17 protein-coding genes and 1 pseudogene are annotated in these 26784 nt (G+C 72.1%); 8 read left to right on the forward strand and 10 right to left on the reverse strand.

The genetic code is table 11. The features are described from left to right. Positions 1 to 2928, reverse strand: a complete 2928-nt coding sequence (locus ACG83_RS12045) for a LuxR family transcriptional regulator (RefSeq protein ID WP_235497835.1) — start codon at positions 2926 to 2928, stop codon at positions 1 to 3. Positions 2929 to 3073: 145 nt separating this feature from the next. Here ACG83_RS12045 and ACG83_RS12050 point away from each other — a divergent pair, with 145 nt between their 5' ends. From ACG83_RS12050 to ACG83_RS42200, 3 genes are all read left to right on the forward strand, one after another. After that, positions 3074 to 4081 carry a helix-turn-helix domain-containing protein gene (locus tag ACG83_RS12050; RefSeq protein ID WP_054566199.1) on the forward strand — a complete coding sequence of 336 codons (1008 nt, stop codon included), beginning with the start codon at positions 3074 to 3076 and terminating at the stop codon, positions 4079 to 4081. 185 nt (positions 4082 to 4266) lie between these two features. Continuing rightward, positions 4267 to 4764: a hypothetical protein gene (locus ACG83_RS12055; RefSeq protein WP_054566200.1), complete on the forward strand. Its 498-nt coding sequence runs from the start codon at positions 4267 to 4269 to the stop codon at positions 4762 to 4764. 53 nt (positions 4765 to 4817) lie between these two features. Continuing rightward, a complete protein-coding gene (locus tag ACG83_RS42200; protein WP_054566201.1) occupies positions 4818 to 5789 on the forward strand; it encodes a hypothetical protein in 972 nt (323 codons plus the stop codon). A gap of 79 nt (positions 5790 to 5868) precedes the next feature. Here ACG83_RS42200 and ACG83_RS12065 read toward each other — a convergent pair whose 3' ends face one another. Together ACG83_RS12065 and ACG83_RS12070 are read right to left on the reverse strand one after the other, a co-directional pair. Next, entirely contained in the window at positions 5869 to 7149 is a 1281-nt protein-coding gene (locus tag ACG83_RS12065) for a cytochrome P450 (RefSeq protein WP_054566202.1), read from the reverse strand. Between the two features lie 48 nt (positions 7150 to 7197). Further along, the gene (locus ACG83_RS12070) at positions 7198 to 8823 is read right to left on the reverse strand and encodes an AMP-binding protein (RefSeq protein WP_054566203.1); all 1626 of its coding nucleotides are present in this window, start codon (positions 8821 to 8823) and stop codon (positions 7198 to 7200) included. A gap of 113 nt (positions 8824 to 8936) precedes the next feature. On the opposite strand from ACG83_RS12070, the gene ACG83_RS12075 reads away from it, so the two are divergent. Continuing rightward, on the forward strand, positions 8937 to 10193 hold the full coding sequence (locus ACG83_RS12075; RefSeq protein ID WP_054566204.1) for a CdaR family transcriptional regulator: 1257 nt from the start codon (positions 8937 to 8939) through the stop codon (positions 10191 to 10193). 333 nt (positions 10194 to 10526) lie between these two features. After that, a complete protein-coding gene (locus ACG83_RS12080; RefSeq protein WP_054566205.1) occupies positions 10527 to 12890 on the forward strand; it encodes a diguanylate cyclase domain-containing protein in 2364 nt (787 codons plus the stop codon). A gap of 88 nt (positions 12891 to 12978) precedes the next feature. Here ACG83_RS12080 and ACG83_RS12085 read toward each other — a convergent pair whose 3' ends face one another. Together ACG83_RS12085 and ACG83_RS45995 are read right to left on the reverse strand one after the other, a co-directional pair. Beyond that, on the reverse strand, positions 12979 to 14205 hold the full coding sequence (locus ACG83_RS12085) for an amidohydrolase family protein (RefSeq protein ID WP_054566206.1): 1227 nt from the start codon (positions 14203 to 14205) through the stop codon (positions 12979 to 12981). Positions 14206 to 14346: 141 nt separating this feature from the next. Beyond that, the gene (locus ACG83_RS45995) at positions 14347 to 14736 is read right to left on the reverse strand and encodes a hypothetical protein (RefSeq protein ID WP_200931306.1); all 390 of its coding nucleotides are present in this window, start codon (positions 14734 to 14736) and stop codon (positions 14347 to 14349) included. Between ACG83_RS45995 and ACG83_RS46000 the strand changes: the two genes are divergently transcribed. Then, positions 14729 to 14974, forward strand: coding sequence for a hypothetical protein (locus ACG83_RS46000; protein ID WP_198955593.1), 246 nt, complete (start codon positions 14729 to 14731; stop codon positions 14972 to 14974). The two genes, ACG83_RS45995 and ACG83_RS46000, sit on opposite strands and share 8 nt — an antisense overlap. 276 nt (positions 14975 to 15250) lie before the next feature. On the opposite strand, the gene ACG83_RS12095 is transcribed toward ACG83_RS46000, so the two are convergent. The 3 genes from ACG83_RS12095 to ACG83_RS12105 all read right to left on the reverse strand — a co-directional run bounded on the left by ACG83_RS12095 (position 15251) and on the right by ACG83_RS12105 (position 17975). Beyond that, the gene (locus tag ACG83_RS12095; protein ID WP_083473230.1) at positions 15251 to 16396 is read right to left on the reverse strand and encodes an enoyl-CoA hydratase/isomerase family protein; all 1146 of its coding nucleotides are present in this window, start codon (positions 16394 to 16396) and stop codon (positions 15251 to 15253) included. A gap of 157 nt (positions 16397 to 16553) precedes the next feature. Beyond that, positions 16554 to 17540: an aldo/keto reductase gene (locus tag ACG83_RS12100; protein WP_054566208.1), complete on the reverse strand. Its 987-nt coding sequence runs from the start codon at positions 17538 to 17540 to the stop codon at positions 16554 to 16556. Positions 17541 to 17597: 57 nt separating this feature from the next. After that, positions 17598 to 17975 carry a DUF2255 family protein gene (locus tag ACG83_RS12105; protein ID WP_054566209.1) on the reverse strand — a complete coding sequence of 126 codons (378 nt, stop codon included), beginning with the start codon at positions 17973 to 17975 and terminating at the stop codon, positions 17598 to 17600. A 152-nt stretch (positions 17976 to 18127) separates the two neighbouring features. Here ACG83_RS12105 and ACG83_RS47900 point away from each other — a divergent pair. Next, positions 18128 to 18538, forward strand: a pseudogene (locus ACG83_RS47900) (helix-turn-helix domain-containing protein); the annotation flags it as partial. A gap of 116 nt (positions 18539 to 18654) precedes the next feature. Here the strand turns inward: ACG83_RS47900 and ACG83_RS12110 are convergent. Together ACG83_RS12110 and ACG83_RS12115 are read right to left on the reverse strand one after the other, a co-directional pair. Next, a complete protein-coding gene (locus ACG83_RS12110) occupies positions 18655 to 19695 on the reverse strand; it encodes an alpha-hydroxy acid oxidase (protein ID WP_054566210.1) in 1041 nt (346 codons plus the stop codon). A gap of 144 nt (positions 19696 to 19839) precedes the next feature. Beyond that, on the reverse strand, positions 19840 to 21393 hold the full coding sequence (locus tag ACG83_RS12115; protein WP_054566211.1) for an alkaline phosphatase family protein: 1554 nt from the start codon (positions 21391 to 21393) through the stop codon (positions 19840 to 19842). Between the two features lie 1322 nt (positions 21394 to 22715). Between ACG83_RS12115 and pglW the strand changes: the two genes are divergently transcribed. Next, on the forward strand, positions 22716 to 26744 hold the full coding sequence (pglW, locus tag ACG83_RS12120; RefSeq protein ID WP_235497837.1) for a BREX system serine/threonine kinase PglW: 4029 nt from the start codon (positions 22716 to 22718) through the stop codon (positions 26742 to 26744). Positions 26745 to 26784: the final 40 nt, after the last annotated feature.

Consider the following 26784-nt stretch of genomic DNA (forward strand, 5'->3'; position numbering starts at 1 on the left):
TCACGAAAGCCGGGCCGTCCCCCGCGTGTGGTTCGGGCCCGACCCGGCGTCGGCCGCGTTGTCGGCGTTGTCGGTGTTGTCGGTGTTGGCGGGGTTGGCGGCGTCGTCGGGGTGCCGGCCCAGCTCGGCGGCGAGCACGGGCCCGAGCTGGCGGCGGGACGTCACACCGAGCTTCCGGAAGACCTTGCGCAGGTGGTAGTCCACGGTGTTGGCGCTGATGAACAACTGGGCCGCGATCTCGGTGTTCGTCGCACCGGTGGCGGCCAGCCGGGAGACGGCGAGCTCCTGAACGGTCAGGCCGGTGACCGTTTCCGGGCTCCGGGGGCGGCAGGTCTCGCCGGTCGCGGCGATCTCCTGCGCGGCCCGGGCGGCGAATCCGGCCGCGCCGATCTCCTCGAACATCACCAACGCCGCACGCAGCTGGTCGCGGGCGTCCCGGCGACGCCTGCGGCGGCGCAGCCACTCGCCGTAGAGGAGGTGAGCACGGGCGAGGTCCGTGCGGGCGCGGCTGGCGGAGAGCAGGGTGATCGCCTGCCGGTAGAGCGGCTCGGCGCGGTCGTCGGGGGCGAGCACGGCCTGGCAGCGTGCCAGCAGGCCGAGCGCCCACGAGCCGCCGGCCGCCGTCGCACGCTCGGACAGCGTGCGCAGCGTCGCGGTCGCGAGCACCCGGTCGCCGCTGCGCACCGCGGCCTCGACCAGGTTCGGCAGGACCCGCGAGTGCACACCGCGAGTATCGGAGGCGATCAGATGGTGTGCCTCGGTGCGGGCCCACGCATAGTCGCCGCCACCGAGCGCGAGGATCACCCGCCCGATCCGGGCGATCGACTCGACGGCACCGTTGCCGAGCCAGGTCGCGGCGCGCATCGAATCGTCCAGGACCTTGGTCAGATCGTCCCCGCCGGCCCGCCACGCCAGCAGCTCCGGGTGGCGGTAGATCGCCCACACCTCATCCGTGGCGCCCATCGCCGCGCGGACCTGGTTGCCGTCGGCCATCAGCGTGTCAGCGGCCGCGAAGTCGCCGAGATTGGTCTCATGCATCACCGCGCAGTACAGGGCGGTGTCCAGCTGCCACAGCGCGCCGGCGCGCCGGGAGACCTCGACGGCCCGGCGGATCACCGCGGTGTGCAACGGCTCGTCCCAGATCATCATGCTCATCCAGACCGCCGACAGGTAGCCGCGCAGGTAGTCCTCGTCGGAGGTGGACGGGCCGACCAGCACCTCGCAGGCGCGTCGCAGGTGGGGGACGGCGGCCACGTACCCGTCGAGGGCGAGCACGTCGAAGGCACGCAGGAGCAGGTCGGGCCCGGTCGCCAGCCTCGCGCCACCGGTGCCGTCACCGGTGCCGGTGTTGCCCGGCGTGGCGTCGCCGTCGCCGTCGTCGGTGATGCCCAGGATCTCCCGGATCACCCGCGCGATGTCAGCGTGGGTGATGTCGAGCAGCAGGCCCTCCGCGCCGTTCGTGTACTCGACGGCCTTCAGCAGCGCGTCCCGGGCCCGTTCCGGCGCGTCCGGGCCGAACGCTGATGCCGCCCGCAGTGCCAACGCCGGCGCCCGGGCGAACGCCCCCTCGGCGCCCAGCGTGAGCAGCGCTCCGGCACTGACCACCAGCGCCCTCCCACGGCCGACGTCATCCGTCGCCGACTCCTCGACGGAGTCCAGCAGCGCCTGCGCCTGCAGCGGGGCGCCGGCGAGGAAGGCGGCCTCGGCGGCGGCCAGTCGCCGCTCGGCGCGGCCCGACGTCTCCAGTGTGAGTTCGGCGGCCCGGGCGAGGTAGGTGGCCCGGGCCGCGTACCCGCCGCGCGCGCCGGCATGGTCGGCCACCCGCTCCAGCTCGGCGGCGACATCGGCGTCGGTACCGGCGCAGGCGGCTGCCAGGTGCCAGGCCCGCCGGTCGGCGTCGGCGGGTCGGGACGTCGCCTCGGCCAGCGCGGCATGCGCACGGCGCCGCGCGACACTGGTGGCACCGCCGTACACCGCGGACCGCACCAGCGGATGGCGGAACTCGACGGCTGCCCGCACCGCCACCAGCCGCGCCGCCTCGGCGGGGCCGGTCGCGTCCGGCCCGACCCCGAGCCGCGCGGCCGCGTCGCGGAGATAGTCGAGGTCGCCGGCCGGCTCCGCCGCCGCCAGCAACAACCAGGTCCCCGTGGGCTCCGGCAGCGCCGCCACCTGTCGCAGGTAGTGCTCCTCCAGCCGGCTCCCGACGGGCAGCGGCTCCGGCAGCGACACCCCACCGGCCAGCTGGGCGCTGGTCAGCTCCTGCCCCAGGTCGGTGAGGGCCAGCGGGTTGCCGCCGGTCGCGGCCACGATGCGGGCCCCGACCCGGGCGTCCAGCTTCCCCGCCACGGTCGAACGGAGCAGCTCCAGCGCGTGTTGCTCGTCCAGGCCGGTGACGGGCTGGACCGGAATTCCGGCGAGCCCGTCACAGCGCCCCCGCACCGCGAGCAGCAGGCCTATGCCGTCGGCGTGCAGCCGGCGCCCGACGAACGCGAGCACGCCGAGCGACTCGGCGTCGATCCACTGGGCGTCGTCCACGCAGCACAGCACAGGCCTGGTGGCGGCGACCTCCGCGAGCAGCGTCAGCGTCGCGAGCCCGACCAGGAAGCGGTCGGGCGCCGGCCCTTCGGCCAGCCCGCACGCCACCCGCACCGCCTGCTCCTGTGCCGGCGGCAGGCCGCGTGGCGCTCCTAGGAACGGGAGCAGCAGCCGGTGCAGCGCGGCGAAGGCGAAACCGGACTCGGACTCCACGCCGGCGACCCGGACGACCTGCACGCCCGCGCCCGCGGCGGCCTCGGCGGTGTGTTCCAGCAGGGCGGTCTTGCCGATGCCGGCGTCCCCCTGGAGCAGGAGAACGCCGCTGAGCCCGTCACGCACGGACGCGACCAGCCCCTCCAGGCGTGTACGTTCCTCAACCCGCCCACGCAGCACCGCTACCTCCTGATAAGACTCCGGAAGGAACGTTAGGGGGGTGGTGCGCCGACAGCAGGGCTGTGCGTGCACCGTTGTCGGCTCACCGTGCACACAGGGCGAAGCAGAGTACACAGGGCGGAGCGGAGTACACAGGGCGGAGCGGATGGGATTCGTGCTGGACACGGCGGACCTGCCGCCGGGGGAGCGGATCGACGCCGTCCACGCGGCGATGATGGAGGCGTCCGTCCCGTCGCACGTGATCCACGAGAACCCGGGCGGTGACGTGCGCACCCGCCTCGAGGTCTGGGATCTCGGGGCGGCGAACGTGTTCGTCGCCCGCTCCTCCGGGCTGCGCCTGCTCCGTACGGCGAAGCAGGCCAGGCAGGACGCCGCGCCGGTGGTCGCGCTGTCCGTCCAGCTGCGCGCCGACGGCCGCCATGAGCAGCTCGGGCACCAGCAGACCGTGCCGCCCGGCGCGCTGATGATGGCCGACCTGTCGTCGCCGTACGACTTCTCCTGGTCCGGTGACGGCGCGGCCGGCTGCATCCAGATCCCGTTCGAGCAGGTCGGGCTCCCGATCGACGTGATCCGTCGCGCGGCGGTCAACCTGCGCGACAGCCCGCTGTACGGCCTGATGACCGACCATGTCGCCCACCTGGTCCGGGAGGCGCCGAGCCTGAGCGTCGACCCGGCCGCGCACCTGCTCGGGCGGGGAAGCATCGAGCTGGCCCGCGCCCTGCTGGCGTCCGCCGCGCACGCCGAGCCGCGCGCCCGTGACGTGCTCGACGAAACGCTGCTCACCCAGATCCGGGCCTACTGCCGCCGGCATCTCGTCGACCCCGACCTGCGGCCGGCCGTGATCGCGGCCGCCCACAACATCTCCGTGCGCCACCTGTACAAGATCTGCGCCCAGGCCGACGTCAGCCTCGAACAGTGGATCATCGGTGAGCGGCTGCGGGGCGCCCGCGAGGAACTACGCCGCCCGGAGCACCGGCACCGCACCATCGCGATGGTCGCCAGCCGCTGGGGCTTCAGCGACCCCACCCATTTCACCCGCCGCTTCCGCCGCCTGTACGGCGTCACCCCGCGCGAGTGGCAGCGGCAGTCCGCGGAGCCGCACCGCTCCGGTGAGCAGCATTGTCCCGGGGAACAGGCAGCGCCCCGACCGTGAGGGCCCTGGGATTCGACTCCGCTGTTCGGTGGGCTTGAGGTCCGCTCCGGAAACGGGCGGCGGGAAATCGCATAGCAGCCGATCCTTCGCCACCACGGCCCTACTATGTTGCCTTGCTTGTCTCTTCTTGCTCTCCTTCTCCTTCGGTGGCCTGCGGTGGAACGAACGTTGGAAACGGAGTCCCTGTGGACGTCGACCTGAGCGAGGCCGAGGAGATCCAGCAGCGTCTGCGCGCGCAGCACCGCGCACTGGGAGAGAAACCCCGGCAAGGTGTGGAGTACCAGGAGGCGGTGAACGGTCTCCTGCGGACCACCGTCGAGTTGCTGGACAGCAAGGATCGGGCGGAGAAGGCAGCCGAGGAACGGCGGCGACTGGCGGCCGTCAGAACAATCCGGATGGTCAGTGCGGTGACCGCTGGTGTCGCGGCGCTCGTGCTCGTCTCGGCCGCGGCCGGCTGGGTCAGCCGATGGTGGCTCCTGATAGGCGTCCCCGGGCTGCTGGCCCTTGTGAACCTCGGTGCCGAGTCGCGCCGGCCACGTACCGGACAGGACCGTCGCCTCCTGCGAGCCGTGGCCCTCGCCACCAGCGCCGCGGCGGCGGTTCTGGTCGCCTTCGGCGCTCTCCCCGGCTGGTGTGCGGTCATCGTCGTCCTGGCGGTCCTCGGTGTCCTGCTGTCCGGCTGAGCCGGCGCGGTGAGAACGCCGGCCCCGCTGCCGGCTCCATGAAAGGGAGCGCCATGGCAACCGAGCAGGACCCGCCCCACCCCAGCCAGTCGGATTTCGACGATCTGGAAAGGGAGGTTCGCACTCTCAGAGCCGATCTTCGTAAGGCGACGAAGAAGTATGATGACGTCAAACGGCGGGTTGAGCTGCTGGACGATGGCCGCCTGGAGGAGGTGACGGCCGGCCTGGTCGGCCTCCGGGAAGAATTCGAGAAGATTTCGGCGGCGCTGGTCGTGGCACGGAATGATACGGAGGACCTGAAGCTCCGAGTGGACTTCATCGAGCAGGCCGTGCGGTCGACGGACGGGGCCCCCGTGGCCGATCTCGATGACTCCGACCATTTCACCAGGAACCTCATCGGGATAATCCGACGGGGCGACGAGGCGCGGGCCGCGGTGTTGGCCGAATCCGACCGGGCCCACCACGTCCAGGTCGTCGAGCGCCATCGAAGTCTCGGCGACCAGTACGTTCGGCGGCGGTCCGAAGCGGTCAGGCACAGCGCCGTCCTCGCCGACGTGCCGCTGGGCGGCGCTCCACACGGCGAGGCGGCGGACGCCTTCCGCCAGGCCGTTCTTGACGCGGACACTCTTGCGCGACAACTCGAGCAGGTCAGGCAGGAGGCGGCGTCGGCCTCCGCCCTCATCGCCGCGGACGACGACCAGCAGGCCGTGCACGGCCCCGCGATCACTGGCGGGGATGAGGCCCGTGCCCGGCTGTGTCAGCTGCTCCGGCGGCGGGTCGTCGCGGCGGTCAACGAGTCGGCCCTGCTGCCGAAGTGGCTGACCATCGCCCTCGGCTACGGCCCGCCATCCGGGCTGAAAGGCGGTGGCTGGCTGGACACGGCCGCGTCGTTGGCGGCGTACCGCGTCACCTACGGGGTGACGGACCTGGTCGACGCCCTGGGCACACCACCGCGGGAAGGCCAGCGTGGGCCGTACGCCTGGTACGACGAGCTCCGCACGCAGCTGCGTACCTACCAGCGATGAGCCGCCGGTGGGCTGCCGATGGCGAGGCCTCGGCGGGTCCGGGGCGCCGGCCCTGCACCTGAATGCGCGAAGGACGGGCTCAGTGGGCGGTGAAGTCGCAGTTCAGGCGCTTGACGCCGTTGATGAAACTGCTGGCCAGCCATTCGGGTTCGCCGACCGCGTGGATGTCCGGGATGCGGGCGAACAGCTCGCGCCAGATCACCGAGATCTCGCGGCGGGCCAGGTGGGCGCCGAGGCAGAAGTGCGGGCCGTGGCCGCCGAACCCCAGATGCGGGTTGGGGTCGCGGCGGACGTCGAAGCGGTCGGGGCCGGTGAACACGGACTCGTCGCGGTTCGCCGACGAGTAGAACAGCAGCACCTTGTCGCCGGCCGCCAGCCGCTGACCGGCGACGTCCACCTCGCGGGTGACGGTGCGGCGCATCCAGCGCACCGGGCTCGCCCAGCGCACGATCTCCTCGACGGCGGTCGCGGTCGTCCCGTCGATGTCACGTTGCCAGATCTCCCGCTGGGCCGGGAACGCCGTCAACGCGAGCAGCGCGTGGCTGATCGCGGTGCGCGTGGTCTCGTTGCCGGCGACCAGCAGCAGGATGAAGAACGAGGCGATCTCGCCGTTGTCCAGCCGCTCGCCGTCGACCTCGGCGAGGGCGAGCGCGGTCGTGAGGTCATCCGTCGGGTTCGCCCGCCGCGCCGTCGCGGTCTCCTGCAGCAGCGCGGCGAGCTCAGCACCCGCGCCGAGCAGGGCGGCGACGATGTCGGTGCCCTCGGGTACGTAGTCCGCGTCGGCGGAGCCGAGGATCACGTTCGTGCAGCGGAAGACGTCGGCGTAGCGCTCTCGCGGCAGGCCCATCATCCGGCAGATGACCTCCAGCGGGAGCCGGGCGGCGACCCGCTCGACGAACTCGCCCGGACCGCCCGCGACCAGGTCGTCGACGACGGTGCGGGCGATCGCGGCGATGTCGGCCTCGGTCTGCGCGATGATGCGCGGCGTGAACGCCCGGGAGACGATGCGGCGTAGCCGGTGGTGCCGGGGTGCGTCCAGGTTGATCATTCCGCCGAAGAACTCCAGGAACTCCGCCGGCAGGTCGACGATGGTCGTGGCGCCCTGCGCCGACGAGAAGATCCCCGGCTCGGCGCTGATCCGTGCGATGTCGGCGTGGCGGGTGACGGCGTAGTAGCCGGCGCCCGAGGGGATGGCGCCGTTGGCGAAGACCGGCTCCGGGTAGAACGGCAGCGGGCGTTCGGCCCGCAGCAGGGCGAACGCGGCGTCGATCTCGGCCCGCGGCCGGACCCAGAAGGACATGTCGGACAGGTCGACGTCGTCGACCGTGCGTAGCGGCGTCGAACCGGCGGCCACTGTCATCGCGGCGCATTCCTCCCGGGTCGGAGCTGGCTGGTGGCCGGCCTGGTCCTACTGGCTGGCCTGGCTGTTCTTGCTGTACTGGTCTACAAGTAGCCGCTTGTAGAGCTTGCCGGTGGGATGCCGGGGCAGCTCGGTCACGATATCGATGTCCCTCGGCCGCTTCGGGCCGACGAGGTGCTCACGGCAGTAGCGCATCAGCTCGTCGACCAGCTCGTCCTGCGCCGCTGCGATGGCGGTGTCGGTGATGGCCGCGGCGGGACCCGCGGTGGCGGCTCCGGTGATGCTCTCGACGACGGCGGGCACGGGCTGCACGACGGCCTGCACGCGCTGGCCCAGATCCGGGTCGGGCACGCCGAAGACGGCGGCGTCGAGGACGTCCGGATGCCCCACCAGCAGATCCTCGATCTCCTGCGGGTAGACGTTCACCCCACCGGTGATGATCGTGTAGGACCTGCGGTCGGTGAGGTAGAGGAAGCCCTCCTCGTCCAGATAGCCGATGTCGCCGAGGGTCGACCAGCCGCGGGCGTCGTGCGACTCGGCGGTCTTCACCGGATCATGGTGGTAGCTGAACTCGGGACCCCCGGAGAACCAGACCGTGCCGATCTGGCCGGGGCCGAGCTCGACGCCGTCGTCGTCGGTGATGTGCGGGACACCGAGCAGCGCCCGGCCGACCGAACCGGGATGCGCCAGCCAGTCCTGCGGTGAGCAGGCCACATAACAGTTGCCTTCCGAACCCGCGTAGTACTCGTGGACGATCGGCCCCAGCCAGTCGAGGACGGCCTGCTTGACCTGGCGCGGGCACGGCGCCGCCGCATGGATCACATACCGCAGGCTGGAGATGTCGTAGGCGAGGCGCTGCTCCTCGGGCATCTTCAGCAGCCGCACGAACATCGTCGGCACCACCTGGGCGTGGGTGGCCCGGTACTCGCTGACCGCGCCGAGGAACGCCGCGGGGTCGAACCGCTCCATCACGACGACGGTGCCGCCGAGCCGGGTCGCGGTCACGCAATACCGCAGCGGGGCCGCGTGGTAAAGCGGTGCCGGCGACAGGTAGACCGTGTCCGGCCCGAACCCGTAGAGCTGCCGCAGCAGCGCGGGCAACGGCCCGCCCTCACCGATCGGCGCCGGCTCGGCGATAGCCGACCGGATGCCCTTCGGACGCCCGGTCGTCCCCGAGCTGTAGAGCATGTCCCCGCCCTCCAGCTCGGTGTCGAGCGGACGCGCAGGGAAGGCCGCGACGGCCTCCTCGTAGCGCTCGTGGCCGGGCAGGTCGGCGCCGACCGCCAGTCGGACGCGCACCGATGGCGTGCGGTCGAGCAGCGTGAGCGCCGACTGCTCGGTGGCGGCGGAGACGACCAGGGCCCTGGCCCCGCTGTCGTCCACCATGTAGGCCAGCTCATCGGGAGTCAGCCGGTAGTTGGCGGCGGTGTACAACAGGCCGGAGCGCTGCGCCGCCCAGACCACCTCGAGGTAGCGGGCGTTGTTCTCCATGCAGACGGCGACCACGTCGCCGGGTCGCAGCCCGCGGCTCCACCACAGCTGGGCGAGCCGGTTGGAACGCTCGTCGAGCTCGCGGTAGGTGACCGACTCCCGCACCTGGCCGGCCTCAGTTCCGTCGATGACCAGGTAGGCGATCTTGTCTGGCACATCGCGGGCGACCGATCCCAGGTACACGTGTCTCCTCCGATCCTCATCCACCGCCGACGCGGTGTGAGCGCAGCCTGAGTCTCGACAAATGTGACCTGGATCGCAGTGCATGTCAGCCCGAAACGACGTAGGGGTTTGTTGTGAGATCTCACAACGGCGACGCGAGCCCGCCGGCCGAGCCGGGCCCGCAGCCGGTGCGGCCGCAGCCGCAGCCGCCGCGCTCGATCTGTGACCGGCTCGACCGCTCGCTCGGCGTGATCGCCGGCCGGATGGTCTCCGCCGTGATCGCGGAACTGCCGCCCGCGCAGGTCGTCCCGGAGCTGGGGCACGGTGAGCTGTCCGGGCTCGCCTTCGCCGGAGTGGAGCTGTTCGCCCGCTGCCTGCGCGAGGACCGCCTGCCGACCTCCGCGGAGCTCGCCCTGCTGAAGCCGTCGGTGGCGCTGTCCGCGCCGGACGAGGTGGCGTCCGAGGCCATGCTGATGGCGCACCACATCGGCGCGCGGATCACCCTGGAGGAGGTCGCCCGGCTCGCCGGCCCCGGCGAGGAGGACGACGTGATCGCCGTCGCCGTGTTCCTCCAGCGCTTCCTGCCCATGCTCATCCCCGGCGTCGGCGCCGTCGCCGCCACGAACACCGGTCACGCCGCCCAGCGTGAGCTGCTGCGCGAGCTGGTGGGAGCACTGCTCGCCGGCGCGCCCGCGGAGGTCCTCGCCGACCGTGCGGGGGTCGTGCTCGGCGCCGCCCACGTCGTGGCGGTGCTCCGTGCGCGCCAGCCCGGCACCCCGGACCGGACGGGCCGCTACGCCCGGCGGCTCCACGAGGCGTTCGGTACCTGCTTCGGGCCGGCGGTCCCGGTTGCCGTGGACGACGACGGCCGCGGCGCGACGGCCCTGCTCCCGGTCGATGACGACGACACCGCCGCCGTCATCGACCGGATACCGGCCCTGCTTGCCGCGGCCACCGAGGCGCTCGACGGCGCGCCGGTGGATGCGTCGGTCGTGGCGGCGGATCGCCGGGCCCGATTGCCCGAAGCCCACGAGCAGGCCACCGAGCTGCTGCGGCTGGCCCGGGCGCTCGAACGAACCCCGGGCCTGTTCCAGCTTGCCGACCTGCTGGTCGAGTACCAGCTCACCCGGCCCGGCGTCGCGCTGCCGGCGATCGAGCACCTGCTCGACGGCCTCGAGGGCAGGCCCGATCTTCAGCGCACACTGCGGACGTACCTGGCCCTCGACCTGCGCCGCCAGGAGGCGGCCACGGCGCTGCACATCCACCCGAACACCCTCGACTACCGGCTGCGCCGGATCGCCGAGCTGACCGGCGCCGACCCGACGACCGCCCGCGGCCTGCACCTGCTCTCCGCCGGCCTGACCGCCCGCGCGGCCCGCAGGGACCCCTGACGAACGAAGCTTCCCCCGGGTGGCGGGGCGGTTCCCTGGACTCGGAATGGGATGCCTGCGGGCGGATCATCCCGATGGGCACGGTGAGGATTCATCTGGCCACGGTTGGTTAGAATACTGATGATCGGTGTTATGGCGATGCGGCATCCGGACGGTCGTCCGGCCGGGGCGAGCCGATCGGGGATGTGACGTATGCCGATGGATGAGTCCGGTGGGCGGGATCGCCGGCTGTGGCCGGCGGCGTTCGGGTGCTGGTCCTGCTGGGCTTTTGCCCTGTTTGCCACGATCTGCGTTGTCGTACTGCCGGCCCCTTATGATCTTCAGGCTGTCGATATGGCCTGCACGGCGGCGACGCTGGTGGCCACCGTGGTGCTGCTGTCCACCGCGCGGCGCGCCGGTGGGAACGACCGGCGATGGCGCCTGCTGGTCGCCCTGACCACGTTCGGCGGCTTCCTGATCGCGTCGGCGAACTCCTGGCACGGCATCGTCCACGGCGCCGATGTCTACAACGAGATCCAGCTTGTGCACGCCACGTTCCTGCTCGCCTACCTGCCGGCGCTCGCCGGGCTGCTGCTCCTGCCGTCCGAGCTGGTGCTCGCCCGGGCGGGCCCGCGCAGCCTGCCGCGGCCGCACGGTCGGCACTGGTATGTGATCACCGTGCTCGACAGCGCGCTGATCGTCGGTTCCGGCGCACTCGTCGCCTGGTCGACGCTGCTGGCGCCGGTCGTCCACCGAACCACGCTGAGCAGGCCGGCCCTGGCGATCGTCTTCAGCTCCATCGCGATCGGACTGGTTCTCGTCGTGGTGGCGGCACTGCTGGCCACGGCCCGCCGGCCCCGCTCGCTGCCGACGCTGATACTGCTCGCGGCGGGCATGGCCGTCATGTCGGTGACGATGGGTGTCTACCTGTACCTGGCCGCGGCCACAAACGGAGTGGTGCCGGCGGCGGTTCACCTCGGCTACCTCGTCTCCTGGCTGCTCATGATCAGTGCGGCGCTGGTCCCGCCCCCGCCCGGACCGCTGCCGTCGGAGCCGAGCCCGCAGACCGGTGCCTGGGTGTTCAGCGTGCGCGCCGTCCTGCCGTATCTCGCGTTCGGCGCGGCCGGAGCGGTCACCCTCACCCGGCTCGCCACCGGCGCGCGGGCCGATGAGCTCGACTTCTTCGGCCTGATCGGCCTGCTGGTGTTCCTCGTCTGCCGGCAGCTGGCGACGATCGGCGAGAACGCCCGCCTGCTCTCCCTGGTGGACACCAGCCGACGCGAACTGCACCATCAGGCGTTCCACGACCCCCTCACCGGAGTGGCGAACCGGGCGCTGTTCGCCGTGCGGCTGGAACAGGCCGTCGCCGCCCACGTCCGCGACCACCGACGACTCGCGGTGCTGTACTGCGACATCGACGACTTCAAACAGATCAACGACAGCCTCGGGCACTCCGTGGGCGACGCGCTGCTGCAGGTCGTCGCCGGCCGGCTCCAGCACGGGACCCGTGACACGGACACGGTCGCCCGCCTCGGCGGAGACGAGTTCGCCGTCGTCCTCGGCGGTGCGGGTGGTGATCCGGAGCCGGTGGCCCGCCGGCTCGGGAACATCATGCGGGCCCCCTTCCACCTGGGGGAGCACAGCTACCCCGTCGGGATCAGCCTCGGCCTCGTCGTCAGCGAGCTGTCCCCCGGAACGGGCGACCGCGGGGCGACAACCGTCACGGCCGACAGCCTGCTGCGGGATGCCGACATCGCCATGTACGCGGCCAAACGTGCGAAGCGGGGTGGGCTCGTCGTCAGGAGGGCCGGCAGGCCTTCCTCGGACTCCCCGATACAGCTCGGTGGTCAGCTCGCGGCGGCGTTGCGCGGCGAGCCCGGCAACGGGACGCTGGACGTCGTCTACCGCGATGTCGTGGACCTCAGGGACGGTCGCGTCGTCGCCTTCGACGCCGGACCATGCTGGAACCACCCGGAGATCGGCCGCGTCGATGCCGGTCGGCTGTACCGCCTGGCCGGCCGCGGCGGGCTCGCTCGGGCGATCGACACGTTCCTGCTCCAGCGTTGTTGCGAGGAGCTCGGCCATGACACGGCGGACGCCGGCTGCGCCGGTGCGGATGACGGTGCGGATGCGGATGTCGACCGCCCCGCCGTGCTCGTCCCGATCTCCGCGGGCCGTGCTGCCGAGCCGTCGCTGGCCGCCGAGATCCTCGAGGCACTCGCCGAGCGGGGGCTCCCGCCCCGCGTGGTCGTTCCCGCGTTCAGCGCCGCGGCGGCCGAGGTCGGTGACCTCGTCGCGGCCCGGAACGTGCTCGGCCAGCTGCGCCGCAGCGGTGTCCGGTGCGCCCTCACCGAAGCGGCCGGCGACGCCGCCACACTGCGTCTGCTGCGTCTGCTGCCCATCGACATCATCCGCCTCGACGCGGCCCTCACCAGCGTGGACGGTGAGGTACCCGCCAACCGTGACGCCGGCGACGCGGCGGCCGGCGCGGGAGCCGGAAACCGGGGCAGTGGCGAAGGCGACCCGACGATGGCGGACACGATCCGGTCCGCGCTGGTAGGCGCCGCCATCCGGCGTGGTCTCACCGTGATCGCCCCCGCCGTCCGCGGCGAGCGGCAGGAACACCGACTCGCCGCCGACGGCTGCCAGCTCGGGGAAGGCCCGCTCTACGACCGTGCAAGGCAAGGACGTCGAAGACACGGCCCGGCGCTCGTATAACTCGTACAGCTCGTATTCGGGTCTCGGCACGGAACTTCCGGACGGTACCGAGCCGCCGGACGCAGGCGCCTGACCGCAGGGATGGGCACTATCCGAAGGTCAGCTCCCGGGCGTTCTCGGCCATGATCCTGCGCTGGTCCGCGGCCGGGAAGTCGGTGACGTTGGCGAGGAAGTCCTTCGGCTCGGCGACGCCCTCGGCGTGCGGCCAGTCCGACCCGAAGATGATTCGCTCCACCGGCACCGACCGGGCCAGCTCGGCGACCGTCTCCTCGACGAACGGGGAGACCCACACGTTCTCGTGGAACTGGTCCACCGGGCTGCGGGAGAACATGCCCGGGTTCTGGCTGTGCAGGCGCTGCAGGACCCGCAGCAGCGACGGAACCCAGGTGCCGCCGTTCTCGATCGAGGCGAAGCGGACACCCGGATGCCGCTCGAAAAGGCCGTGGCAGACCAGCGCGGCCAGGAAGTCGTGAATGCGGCGCTCGTGCATGAGGGCGTCCACGAATGGCTCGTAGAACGCGAGCGACGACACCTTTCCGGCGCGCCGCCGGCTCGCATAGCCCCAGGTGTGCGCGATCGCGTCCTCGACCTCGCGATGCCCCTCGTCGAAGCCGGCGTGCGCCGTCACCACCAGCCGGGCTTCGGCGACACGTGCCCAGAACGGGTCGAAAACCGGGTCGGCGGGCGACTTCGTCCCGTCGGCGGTGAAGACCGGCCCAGGCCGGATCGTGACAATGCGCGCGCCGCGCCCGATCGCCCATTCGAGTTCCCGGATCGCGCCGCCCAGGTCGGACAGGGTCAGGTAGGGAACGCCGAAGATCCGGTTCTGGTAGGCGAAGCCCCAGTCGTCGTCCAGCCAGCGGTTGAAGGCGCGGAAGATGTCCACCGCCGCCTCGATGTCGGGCTGCATCGGGCCTTCCATGCACACGCCCTGGGAGGGGAACAGCCAGATCGCCTCCAGGCCCTGCGCGTCCATGACCCGCAGGCGGGCGTCCCGGTTGTACCACTCCGGATGATCGGCCGGCTGCTCGCAGGTGAGCATGTGCGCCACGTCGGCCTTGGCGCCCCGGCCGGCGAAGTACTCGTACAGCGCGCCGGGCCGCGGCCGCGGGTTGACGTCACCGGGGCCGGGAATCCAGGGATGCGGCTCGTCACCGACGACGTAGCGCATCCGCCCGTCGATCTCCTTCACCAGCACGCCGCGATCGGCGTACTTCGGGTCACGGTGGCGGGTGAAGGCGTCGCTCGTCTCCCAGTAGTGGTTGTCGGCATCGAAGATCGTCGGCAGTTCCGGGCTGATGCTGATCACGCTCATCGACCTTTCCGCACGTTCGGAACCGACCGATGCCGCCCGGCGACGGCTCCCTCGGTATCGACACTGACCTCGACATTAGAAATGGCACTGATGAGTGTCAAGGTGCTGGTCGTCCCCTGCCGCGGACTCGCGCCGACGGTCTCATGCGTCGATCAGCAGCTGCTCGCGTGCGATGTCGAACATCTGCTGTTGGATCGCCAGCTTCTCGGTTGTGGCCGCGGTGTCGAAGAGCAGCTGGTAGACCTGGCCTGCCTGGCCCGCCACGAACAGCTCGACCCGCTTGCGCGGCTCGGCCTGGCCGACCCAGTGGTAGTCCATCTCCAGCCAGAGGGCGTCCTTGCCGTTCTGCCGGATCGGGTGGCTGGCAGGCTCGAGGTCAGCCATGGAGGACTCAGCCGTGTTGCGGTACCAGGCGAGCTGCCCAGCGGCGGCGCTCTCGGGTGTCGACCCGTGCGTGGTGTCCCGCTTGACGCTCATGGCATGGACCTCGTCCGGGGAATGCCAGGTGCTCTGGAGCTCGTTCTTGACCACCCGGTTCCAACCGTCCGGCACGGCGAACGTGACAGTGAGGTCGGGTTCGCTGACCCGGCGCCAGCCGGCCGGCAGCACGGGCGGCGCCGCGGCCGGACCGGACCGCGTGGCCGACGCGAACAAGGTCGGCACGGCCGACGCCGCGGAATCGGAATCGGTCGGCGTTTCGAAAACCGGAGTCCGCGAAACGGCCGGCGTCGCGGAAGCCGTCGATATCGAAGGGGCGTCGGCGCCGTAGGCGAGTGAGCCGCCCGGCGGTGAAGCGCCGGTGAGCTGCCCTCCGAACACCGCTAACAGAAGGCCAAGCACGGCGACGACCGCCGAGACCAGTGCGGCGACCTCCCCGACACCCATCCGCCGCCGCCCCGAAGGCATCCCGCCGTCACCCGGACTGTTCATCTGGCCCCCACGCCCCCCGAATCGCCTGTGCCATAGGCACATTCAACCGTGCGGCGCACTCGTGGACCGCCGTCCGGGAAGGACCGCTCGGCGCGTTTCGTCCGGCTGTCGCCGGCTATCCCTGGCGGGGCCGAAGGTCGCCGGTCGGCGGCACGGCGAAGAACGCGCTGACCTGCTCCTGCGACACCTCGGCCAGGGCCGGCGGGTTCCAGCGGGGGCTGCGGTCCTTGTCGATGATCTGGGCGCGGATGCCTTCGCGCAGGTCGTGGGAACGCAGGCTGGCACCGGAGACGCGGAACTCGGTGACCAGCGCCGCCCACAGGTCGGGCAGCCCGGCCGCGGCGCGCAGCGCCCGCAGTGTGACCGTGAGCGCGGTCGGTGACTTCCCCTCGATCTCGGTGGCGGCAGCCGCGGCGGCGGGATCGCCGTGTTCACGCAACCGGGCCAGGATCGCCTCGACGGTCGGGGCGCCGTAGCAGGCGTCGATCCAGCCCGCGTTCGCTTCCAGGGCGCTGGGCGGCGGCACTACCGTGAACTCCTCGACGATCTTCGCCGGGTTGCCGGCGTCGGTCGTCGCGGTGAGCGCGTCGATGAGCGCGGGCAGCCGTTCGCTGGGCACATAGTGGTCGGCGAGACCCGCGTACAGCGCGTCCGCGCCGGAGAGGTGGCCCGCGGTCAGCGCGGCGTGCGTGCCCGACTCACCTGGCATCCGGGCGAGCAGCCAGGTGCCACCGACATCCGGCACCAGGCCGATGCCGACCTCGGGCATGGCGAGCCTGGTGCGCTCGGTGACGACCCTGACGCCGCCATGCGCGGAGATCCCGACGCCGCCGCCCATGACGATGCCGTCCATGAGGGCGATGTAGGGCTTCGGGTAGGTGCTGATCCGGTGGTTGAGGCGGTACTCGTCGGCCCAGAAGCCCAGCGACCCGGTGCCGCCGGAGCAGGCGTCCGCGTGGAAGGAGCGGATGTCGCCGCCGGCGCACAGCCCGCGCTCACCGGCACCGTCGACGAGGACGGCGTCCACCTGGTCGTCGTGCTCCCAGTCGCGCAGCGCGGCGTCCATCGCGTCGACCATGGGATGGCTCAGGGCGTTGATCGCCTTCGGCCGGTTGAGCGTCAGCCGCCCGACCCGCCCCCGCACCACCCGAACGACCTCGGACGTCCCCGAGGCCCCGGCCGCTCCGGCGGGCCCGTTCGTCGCGGGTGCTCCGGGCGCTCCGGGAACTGGTGTCTGGGACGTCTCGGGGGTCTGGGTCACCGGTGCGGCCTCCAGCTGTGCGCGGGACGTGATGCCCCGCGTGGTCTCGTTCGTCCCTCCCAGCATCTGGCGTGCGCCCCGCCCGCGCACCCTCTTCCCCGGACCGGTTTCCCAGGCCGGCGCCGCCGCCCGCCTCGCCAGCGGCGGTCCCGTACCGTCAGTGCCCGACCAGGCCCATGTGGTAGGCGTTGTAGCGATCGCCGTGAATACCCAGGCGCTGGGCGACGGCGTCGAGGTCGGCGACCTCGTCGGCGGAGAGCGCCACCGAGGTCGCGCCCGCGTTCTCGACCAGCCGCTCGCGGCGCCGGGTGCCGGGGATCGGCACGATGAACGGCTGCTGGGCGAGCAGCCAGGCCAGGGCCACCTGCCCCGGGGTCGCCTGCTTCGCCCGCGCCAGCGCGGCGACGTGCTCGACCAGCGCCCGGTTCACCGCCCGGTTCTCCGCGGTGAACCGGGGAATCGTCGCACGCACATCCCCGGACGCGAACGTGGTCGACGGGTCGACCGTGCCGGTGAGGAAGCCCTTGCCGAGCGGGCTGAAGGGCACGAAGCCGATGCCCAGCTCCGCACAGACCGGGAGGACCTCCGGCTCAGGGTCGCGGGTCCACAGCGAGTACTCGCTCTGCACCGCCGTGACCGGCTGGACGGCGTGCGCCCGGCGGATCGTCGCCGCCGAGGCCTCGGACAGGCCGAAATGGCGCACCTTCCCAGCCTTGATCAGCTCGCTGACCGTGCCGGCGACGTCCTCGATCGGGACGTCCGGGTCGACCCGGTGCTGGTAGAACAGGTCGATCGTGTCGACGCGCAGCCGGCGCAGGGAAGCGTCCGCCACCGCCCTGATCTGGGCCGGCCGGCTGTCGAGCCCGACGGAGCGGCCACCCTCGATTCGCCAGCCGAACTTCGTCGCGATCACCACCTGCTCCCGGACGGGAGCGAGCGCCTCCCCGACGAGCTCCTCGTTGACGTACGGCCCGTACACCTCGGCGGTGTCGAAGAACGTGATCCCGAGGTCGAGCGCGTACCGGAGCACACCGATCATCGCCTGCCGGTCGCCCGGGTTCGGACCGTAGCTCTGCGACATGCCCATGCAGCCCATGCCGACGGCGGAGACGCGCAGCCCCTGACCGAGCGTTCGCGTGTGCATCCAGTTGGCCTTTCAGTCCCTGTGTCGCCTGCCGGTCGCCTGCCGGCCGGTTGGTTGTCAGTCGGTGGGGCGCAGCCGCAGTGTGCTGCTGGCCGCCGCGTCGGCAACCATGGGCAGCACGTACCTGTCGCCGAAGCGGGAGTACTTCGCGCGGTAAGCTCGGTCGACTGCTGCTCGAACGGAGACATCCGGTCCGGTGGCGGTGACGTCGCAGTCGACGCCCGCCGCGTGGATGTGCGCCGCGCCCTGGGCCGAGGTGTTCCGGTACCAGGCACCACCGCGCCCGCGCCAGGAACGGACATAAACCTCGTCCTCGACCCGCACCGTCCAGATCGGAACGGGAGTGCGTAGCGTCCCGTCCGGTCGTTTCGTGGTGATGGTCAGCTCCTCCGCGGCGCCGAGGGCGTCAAGCTCCGAAGATGTCCATGCGCTCATCACGTGGCTCCTTCCTGATCTGGCTGTGACCTGGGCCTTGACCTCGGCCACGGCATCCATGCAACCGGCGTTCGGGCCGGCGTGGGAGGTCACGTACTTCCAGGTTCTGACAGAACCCCCATGCCCCGGCGGGACGCACTTAGCGCGGAGACATGAACGCCAACCGGTCCGAGGCCCGCGATTTCCTGGTCACCCGCCGCGCCGGCTCACACCCGGGCAGGCGGGGCTGACGACCTACGGGACGAACCGGCGCGTTCCCGGCTGCGGCGCGAGGAGGTAAGCGCGGCTCGCCGGAGTCAGCGTCGACTACTAAGCCCGCCTGGAGAAGGGCAACCTGGCCGGCGCCTCCGAAGGCGTGCAGGACGCCGTCGCCACCGCCCTACACCTCGACGAGGCGGAGCGCCTCCACCTGTTCGCACTGGCCAGCGCGGCCAACACCAGCCCGGCCCGCGCGGCGCCGTCCACCCAGCGAGGTCCGCCCCGGCATCCAGCTCATCCTCGACGGGATGACGGACGTCCCCGCCTTCGTCCGCAACGGCCGCCTGGACGTCCTTGCCGCCAATACCTGGTTGCTCCGCTGGCGCAGGCGCCATCCGACACGCTGGCTCCGGGCCGGCCGATCACGAGCTGCCTACTCGGCTGGGGGCCGGGCTGATCACGGCTGTTGCCGTTGACCCCCTTACGGCCAGGCGGTTCCGGTGGCGTAGGCGAAGCCCAGCAGGTCGGGGGTGAGATCGTCCAGACTGCGGGCGCCGGCGAGGGTCATGGCGTGGCGCAGCTCGGAGGTGAGGGTGCTCAGCAGGCGGTGGACGCCGTCAGCCCCGCCCGTCGCCAGTGCCCACAGGACGGGTCTGCCGAGCAGCACCGCGCGGGCCCCGAGCGCGAGCGCGGCCAGGACATGGACGCCGCTGCGGATCCCGCCGTCGACGTAGACCTCGGCGCCGGTGCCGGCCAGCGCCTGGGCGACGGCGGGCAGGGCGGTGGCGGTGGGGATCGCGGCGTCCAGCTGCCGGCCGCCGTGGTTGCTGACGACGACCGCGCCGGCCCCGGCCCGCACGGCGGTCAGCGCGTCGTCGGCGCGCAGGACGCCCTTGACGATGACCGGCAGCCGGCTGAGGCCGCGCAGCCAGGCGATGTCGTCGAAGGTGAGGGCGGCGGCGATGGGGCCGGGGGGATAGCTGGTCAGAAGTTCGCCGCCGTACCAGGGTGCGTCCGCACTGGGCGCGGGGAAGGGACGGTCGCCGATCACCGGGGTGTCGACGGTGAGGACGAGCGCGGCGGCACCGGCGGCCTCGGCCCGCCCCACGAGATCCTCGGTAAGGGAGCGGTCGCGCAGCACGTACACCTGTGCCCACCACGGCGCACCGCCGTCGCGGATGTCGGAGTAGGGCCGGCTGGTCATGCAGGACACGCAGACGAGGGAACCTGCCTTCGCCGCGCCGAGCGCGGTGGCCACCGCGCCGCCGGGTTCGACCACGTGCTGGGCGGCGGTCGGGGCGACCAGCACCGGGGTCTGCACCGGGGCGCCGAGCACCGTCGTCTCGGTGGTGACGCTGGTGACGTCCCGCAGCACCCGGGGGTGCAGACGTAGCGCGTCCCAGGCCGGCGTCGCCTCGTCGAGCGCGGCGTGGGTACCGGCGCCCTGGCGGAAGTAGTCGTACACGTCTGTCGGTAGTACCGCGGCGGCCTGCTGCTCCAGCTCGTCCAGCCACCGGTTCACAGGCCGGCCCCGGACCCCACGCGAACCTCAACCTTATTGTTCATCGATATGATGATAAATAGATGACCGCCGGCGCGGGGTCTGGTCCGCGCCGGCGGCCGTGCCGGCCTCGCTACCAGGGCGAGGACGGACTCAGCCCGGCGGTCAGGAAGTCGTGACCTTGAAGTCGTCCACGGCCCAGTACCAGTTGTTGGTGCCGGTGTAGCGCAGCAGGAACTGGGCGTTCGTCGCTCCGGCCGGGACGGTGGCGGTCACCGTGCGCAGGCCGTTCTCGCTGGTGGTCGTCAGGGCCGCGAGCTGGGTCGCGGTGCCACCGTTGAAGCGCACCGAGACGCGGCCGGTCTGGCTGCCCTCCGCGCGGAAGTCGGAGAAGAAGCTCAGCCTCACCGTCTGCCCGGCGGTCACCGGGTACTGCGGGGTGAGCAGCGTCGAGTCGAACGCGCCGGAGCCGTGCGAGACGTCATCCCACTCGTCGGAGTCGGCGACGGCGAAGACGTCCCGGACGAGCAGTGCGTTCTCGCGGGCCTGGCTGGCCTGGGCGCGCGACCAGAAGTCCTGCGTGGTGAACGTCCAGCCCTTCCACTCCTCCATGCCGCCGGTCGGCATGGAGGAGTTGTCGACGCTCCAGCCGGCCGGCGGGGTGTGCGTGTAGCCCTTGACCGTGGTGGGGATGCCGGTCTCGCCGCTGCGGCTGAGCAGGGACGGGCGCAGGCCGTCGAACGCGTCGGCGGCGTGGCTGCCCACCGGGACGCCGTCGAGGCCCCAGGCCGGGTTGATCGTGATGCCCATCCGGGACAGCGCGGTGGCGCCGGCGTCGGCGAGCTGGATGTCGTTGCGGTAGCCGGCGGGGACGCCGTCACCGGCGACGATCACGTAGGTGCTGCGCTCGGGGATGGTCGCCCCGCCGTGGCCGCCGGTCGGCTTGTGGCCGTGGTCGGCGGTGACGATGATCGTCCACTGCTCGCTCGCCCGGGTCGCGCGGGCGTTGATGGCGGTGAGCAGCTGGCCGAGCCGGGCGTCGGCGGTCTCGATCGCCTGGGTGAACTGGGTGCTGTTCGCGCCGTAGCTGTGGCCCGCGGCATCCACGTCGTCGAGGGCGACGAAGACGACGTCGGTCGCCGGGTCGGCCAGTGCGTTGACGCCGGCCTGGGCGGTGGTGGCGTCCGGGCCGCCGGCGAGAGAGGCGTCGGCGTGCAGGATGGTGCCGCCCGCGGTGACGTTCGTGACCAGCGGTGACCAGGTCGCGAAGGCCGCCGTGCGCAGGCTGGGGCTGACCTGCTCGATGCGGTCGATGAAACTCGGGTAGGTCGCGTACTGCTTGCCGGAGAACGTGTTGTCGACGACGTGGTGCTTCGCGGGCCAGACCCCGGTCAGCATCGTCGACCAGCCGGGGCCCGACAGCGTCTGCGCGCCCTTCTGCCCCCAGTCCGAGTCGCTCGCCGACGAGTAGAGCAGGGTGCTGCCCCAGGTGCCCTGGGCGCGCAGCGCGTCGAGGTTCGGCGCGTTCGCGGCGTCGACCCGGGCGATCTCACCCGCGCCGTCGATGCCGACGAACAGGAGCTTCGGGGTCAGGGCCGCCGCCTGGGCAGGAGTCGTGCCCGCGACGACACCGGCGAGCCCGAGACCGGCGGCGAGGGCCCCGGCCGCCATTCCCGCGGCGACGCGCCGCATCGGACGTCTGAAGAAGCTGACCGTCATGAAAGTGACTCCGATCAGAATCGGTGGTGAGGGCTGGCGCCCTCCGCTGATTACCTTCGCGGGCCCGCTGTCGTGCCGTGGGAGAAAGTGGAGGTGTACATGAAATATTCAGGTGGACATAGGAAAGGTCACCCGGAGGACATGAGGAGGGAACCGGGTCGACAGGTCTCGGGGAAGGTGATTGGAGCTATCCGGAAAACGGTGCGCGGCGACCCGCGACAACTGTCGGCGCCGCTCGGAATCTGCTCGGTCGGTAGGTCGCCGCCGCCACCGCCACGACCACCACCGCCGGCCCGCGGTTCCGGCGATTCACGCCGGAACCGCTCGGAACCGGCGGGTGGGCCGGTTGCGAGCCGCCGTCCGGAAGGAAATTCCCGGGATTGTAGGCGACGGGCGTTGTTGCCGGACAAGGCTCGAGGATTTCGGTTGGGAGGACGGTCGAAATCCTCATCTGTTCGGCCCGCAGCTTTGGGGTGGCGCTGCGGTGGGCATTGCTACCGGGCAAGATCTTAGGATTCAGGTCGCCAGAACGACGAAAATCCTCAACTCTTCGAGTTCGAGTTGGAGTTCTGGCTGTGGGGGTCTCCGATAGGGGGTGAGGTCATCGACCGTGCGGTGTGTGCGGTGTTCACGAAAGCGCCGGTATCCGGAGTCACGGCGAGATCATCCGGGTGGACGCCGGGGGAGCCCGGTGAGTGCTGCCCGGGCCGTCGTGCATGTGCGAGCGTCACCAGGTTCGGGTCCCGCGTCCGCCCCGGTCCTCACGAGCCTCGGCCGCCTGATCGCTGCCCCAAACCTGTCATGTGAAGTACGGTCGGGCACGCGCCGCCGTCAGGTCAACGGGTACGGGGGGGACACCCTTGAGTGTTCGTCTTCCGTTCATTTGCAGCACTTCCTGCCCTTCAAGGGTCGCGTCCGCGGACCGTCAACCTATCTAGTCAGGTTCTGGCCTATCCAGCTCCCGTCGATCCGTGATCGGCAGGAGCGCGGTGTCCGGCGGAGGGTCTGGCTCGGTCCGGCGGGTCAGATGCCGCCTCGGTACGCGGCCGGCTGGATGCCGAGGCGGGTCGCGGCCGGTCGTCGCGGTCCGTGCCGGGTGGATCGCGGCGCGGGAGCACCGGTGCCTGGCGACGGTCGCGACGCGGATGGTCACCACTGATCCAATCGGATCACTCCACGCGGCAAACATGGGGACGGAGGACAGAAAAATTCATCTGACTTCGTACAAACCTCACGGATAACAAGAATAATGTCGCGGTCGGTGACATCGTGGCCTGACGTTCGGGGGCGGGCCGCGGGCATGGCATGGCGGGGGCGGCTGGATGCGCGAGGGGCTGGGCCGGTGGGAGACGGTCACGCCGTCGCAGTTCCCCCATGAGCGGGAGGCCCTGGAGCACGTCCGGCTCCTGCTGCCGGACGCCGAGCCGTTCCGCGCCTGGTCGAACTTCACCTTCACCGCGACCACCGGGCACATCCGCGAGGTCGACCTGCTGGTCATCGCCCGCGGTGGGGTCTACCTCATCGAGATCAAGAGCCTCGTCGGGCGGCTGACCGCGTCCGGGTCGACCTGGACCCAGCACCGGGCGTCCGGGTCCACCCGCATCTTCGACAACCCGCTGCACCTGGCGAACCAGAAGTCCAAGGAGCTGCGGTCCCTGCTGCAGGGGGCCGCACAGGCGAGCCGAACGAAGATCCCGTTCATCCAGCCGGCAGTATTCCTGTCGAATCCGACGCTGCGGGTCGACCTTCCCGACCATCAGCTCCACTGGGTCTTCGGCCCCGAGCGGGTCGTTGCGGGCAACGCCGGCGACGTTGGCGGGGCCGGTGGTGGCGCAGGCGGCGCGGGCATCGCCGGAAACGGCGGCGGTGCGGGCGGTGCGGGCGGCGCGGGCGGTGGGCGCGGCACCGTGCTGCCGTCGATCTGGCCCGGGCTGCTGGACGTCCCGCTGCGCGACGAGCGGCAGCGGATCACCCCGGCGCTGTCGAAGGAGCTGGCCAAACTGCTGCCAGCGGTCGGCATCGCGCGCAGCCGGCGCCATCAGCAGGTGGGTTCGTGGCAGCTAGAGTTCCCCGCCTTCGACTCCGGTCTGACCTGGCAGGACCACCACGCCGCCCATGCCCAGGTCGCGTCCGAGCGGCGGAGGGTGCGGATCTACCTCGTCGAGCGGGCCGCCGGCGAGGCGGAGCGGGCGCGCCGGGAGGCGGTCGCCCGCCGCGAGTTCCTGGTGCTGAACGGGATCAGCCACCCCGGGATCGTCCAGGTCGACGGCCTGGAGAGCCATGAGGCCGGCCCGGCGCTGATCTTCCGGCACCGCCCGGACGAGATGCGCCTCGACCACTACCTCGACCAGTTCGGTGACAGCCTCGACGCCGGCACCAGAGTGTCCATGATCCGTGAGCTGGCGGAGACCGTCGCCTACGCGCACGGACGTCACCTCTACCACCGGGCGCTGGCCGCACGCAGCGTTCTGGTGGTGCCGCGTGCCGGCCGGGGCTGGCTCGCGCCCAGACTGATGATCAGCGACTGGCAGGCCGCGGCCCGTGACACCATCCCGGGCAGCGGCGCGCCGGTGAACGGGCTGTCGACGACGTCCCGCGCACTGGCGGTGGAGCCCGCGGCCCAGCTGCTGCCGCATCTGGAGCTGGCCGCCGGCGGCTACCTGGCACCCGAGATCGGCGCGCCGTACCCGGACCCGGTCGGCATGGACGTCTTCGGCCTGGGCGCGCTGGCCTACCTGATCCTCACCGGCCAGGCGCCCGCGGACAGCCCGAACGCGCTGAAGACGCGACTGGAGCAGTCCGGCGCCCTGTACCCGGCGGAGGTCGTCGACTCGCTTTCGGAGACGGCGAACGAGCTGGTGGCGGGGGCGACCCGCCCGCTGCCGGAGGAACGCTTCGACACCGCCCGGGACCTGCTCGACTGGCTGCAGCTCATCGAGGAGGAGCTGACCCGGCCGGACGTCCTGGCTGCCACCCCCGGCGCGGCCCCGGCGGGCGGCGCCGGCGACACGCCCGCGGATCCGTCCACGCTGGACCCGAACGCCACACTCCAGTCCGTCACGTCCGTCTCCGTCGCGGGGCGGGCCGGCCAGGACGCGCCCGAGGGGGAGTACGACGCGGATCCGCTGGAGGCGCAGCGAGGCGACCTCGTCGGGGGCGAGTGGCGGATCCGGGAGCGGCTCGGCACCGGCTCGACGAGCCGTGCCTTCCTGGCGCACAACGAGAAGACCAACCGCGACGAGGTACTCAAGATCGCGCTCTCGGACGAGCGGGCCCCGCGGCTGGGGCACGAGGCGGCGGTGCTCGGCCGCCTGAACGACTCGCGGGTGATCCGGCTGGCCCGGCCGGACACCCTGGTCGTCGGCGGGCGCACGGTGCTCGTCCTCGACCATGCCGGCGAGCAGACCGTCGCCCGCAAGCTGCGTGAGGGCCGGCTCTCCGTCGACGAGCTGGAGACCTACAGCGACTACCTGTTCGGCGCGGTCGACTACCTCGACGGAGAGGGCATCGTCCACCGCGACCTCAAGCCCGACAACATCGTCATCCGCCGCCGGCCGAACCGGACGTACCAGCTGGTCCTCATCGACTTCTCGCTGGCGAACATCTCCGTCCACGAGACCGGCGCGGGCACGCCCCGCTACCTCGACCCGTTCGTCGGCGCCGGCACCCGCACCACCTACGACGAGCACGCCGAGCGTTACGCCCTGGCGGTCACCCTGCACGAGATGGCGTCGGGGGAGCTGCCGCTGTGGGGGGACGGATCCGCCGAGGCGCGGTTCACCTCGGGCCCGCCGAAGGTGGTCACCGAGGCGTTCGACCCGGCGATCCGCTCCGGGCTCACCGCCTTCTTCCTGCGGGCGCTCGACCGGGACGCCGCCCGCAGGTTCGCGTCGCTGAAGGACATGCGCGACGCCTGGCAGGCCGTCTTCCGCGCCGCCGACTCCACTCCGCCGGCCCCGAGCATCCACCCGGCGACGGCCGGCTCGGCGGCGGTGGTGCGGCCGCACGGCTCGGCCGGCGGCGCCGACGAGGCAGCCGCCGAGCGGGCCCGCGACCTGGCCGCCGCGGTGGCCACCGCCGACACGCCGCTGGAGGCCGCGGGCCTGTCCCCGCGCGCCGTCTCGGCCGCGCACCGGCTCAACGCGACGACCGTCGCCGCGCTGCTGTCGCTCGGCTCGAAGGAGATCATCGGCCTGCCGGGAACCGGCGCGAAGACCCGCCTGGAGCTGCAGTCCCGGATCCGGCAGTGGCGCCGTGCCCTCGCCGCCGCCCGGCCCGCCGTGATCGCCCCGCCCGCCGTCATGCCGACCCCGGCCGGGCCGCAGGACGACGGCGCGTCGGCAGCGGCAGCGGCGGTCGCGGCGCAGGACTACCCGCGCATGCCGGTCGAGGTGCTCGCCGACCGGCTGCTGCCCCGCGCTCCCCGGGTGGCGCCGGCCGATCGCAACGCCACCGATCGCAACGCCACCGAACGCGAGGCGACCCGGCTGCTGCTGGGACTGCCCGACGTTGACGGCACGCTGCCGGACCTGCCGCTGTGGGCCCCGCAGCCGCAGATCGCCGAACGGGTCGGGGTGACGGCGGGCCGGATCGCGCAGGTGCTGATCGCCCGCCGCAAGGCCTGGCACGCCGACCCGGCTGTGCGCTCGGTGCACGACGAGCTGATCGAGATCCTCGGCGACGCCGGCCGGGTGATGGGCTTCGACGAGCTGGTCACCGCCGTGCTGGCCCGGCACGGCAGCGCCTGGCGCTCTCCGGCCGAGCGCCGGTCCTCGGTGGAGCGCCGGGCATTCGCCGGCGCCGTGGTGCGCGCCGCGCTGGAGACCGCCGACCTCGACTCCGACCCGCGGCTGGCCCGCCGCCGCTTCCATGACCGGATGCTGGTCGCGCTCGAAGCCGCCGAGGACGACGGCCCGCTCACCCCGGCCGCGCCCGCACTGTTCGACTACGCCATCGCCCTGGGCAAGGCCGCGGACCGGCTCGCCCGCGCCGAGGAGCTGCCCGCCCCGGCGACCGTGCTGCGGGAGCTCGCCGGTGTCGCGGCCACAGTCAGCTCCACAGCTGCCCCGCCGCCGTTGACGGCCCGGGCGGGCTGCCGGCCCTCGACCAGCGGCGCCTCGTCGGGCTGGCCGCCGCAGCCTCCCGCACCGCCGCCGCGAACGCCCGCCTGGAGATCTACCCGCGCGACCTGGATCTCGTCCGTGCGCTGCGCCTCGCCCAGGCCGGGGTGCAGCCCACCCGCCCCACCGCCGCCCTGCCACCGCCGGGCAGCGCCGACGAGCGGCCCGACCGGCTGCTGCTGGACGTCCCGACCATCCACGAGCGGGTACACAACCGCTTCCCGGGCCTGACCACCGACCTGCCGACCCATCCGGAGCTCGACCGCCCGCT

Origin of the sequence: Frankia sp. R43, assembly GCF_001306465.1 — a bacterium.
In the GTDB taxonomy this organism is placed as follows: Bacteria; Actinomycetota; Actinomycetes; order Frankiales; family Frankiaceae; genus Parafrankia; species Parafrankia irregularis.

Bases quoted from the DNA above. Each gene is read 5' to 3' on its own strand.
- ACG83_RS12050 (WP_054566199.1), top strand. From the start codon at position 3,074: ATGGGATTCGTGCTGGACACGGCGGACCTGCCGCCGGGGGAGCGGATC.
- ACG83_RS42200 (WP_054566201.1), top strand. From the start codon at position 4,818: ATGGCAACCGAGCAGGACCCGCCCCACCCCAGCCAGTCGGATTTCGAC.
- ACG83_RS12065 (WP_054566202.1), bottom strand. From the start codon at position 7,149: ATGACAGTGGCCGCCGGTTCGACGCCGCTACGCACGGTCGACGACGTC.
- ACG83_RS12080 (WP_054566205.1), top strand. From the start codon at position 10,527: ATGGCCTGCACGGCGGCGACGCTGGTGGCCACCGTGGTGCTGCTGTCC.
- ACG83_RS12085 (WP_054566206.1), bottom strand. From the start codon at position 14,205: ATGAGCGTGATCAGCATCAGCCCGGAACTGCCGACGATCTTCGATGCC.
- ACG83_RS12100 (WP_054566208.1), bottom strand. From the start codon at position 17,540: ATGCACACGCGAACGCTCGGTCAGGGGCTGCGCGTCTCCGCCGTCGGC.
- ACG83_RS12105 (WP_054566209.1), bottom strand. From the start codon at position 17,975: ATGAGCGCATGGACATCTTCGGAGCTTGACGCCCTCGGCGCCGCGGAG.
- ACG83_RS12115 (WP_054566211.1), bottom strand. From the start codon at position 21,393: ATGACGGTCAGCTTCTTCAGACGTCCGATGCGGCGCGTCGCCGCGGGA.
- pglW (WP_235497837.1), top strand. From the start codon at position 22,716: ATGCGCGAGGGGCTGGGCCGGTGGGAGACGGTCACGCCGTCGCAGTTC.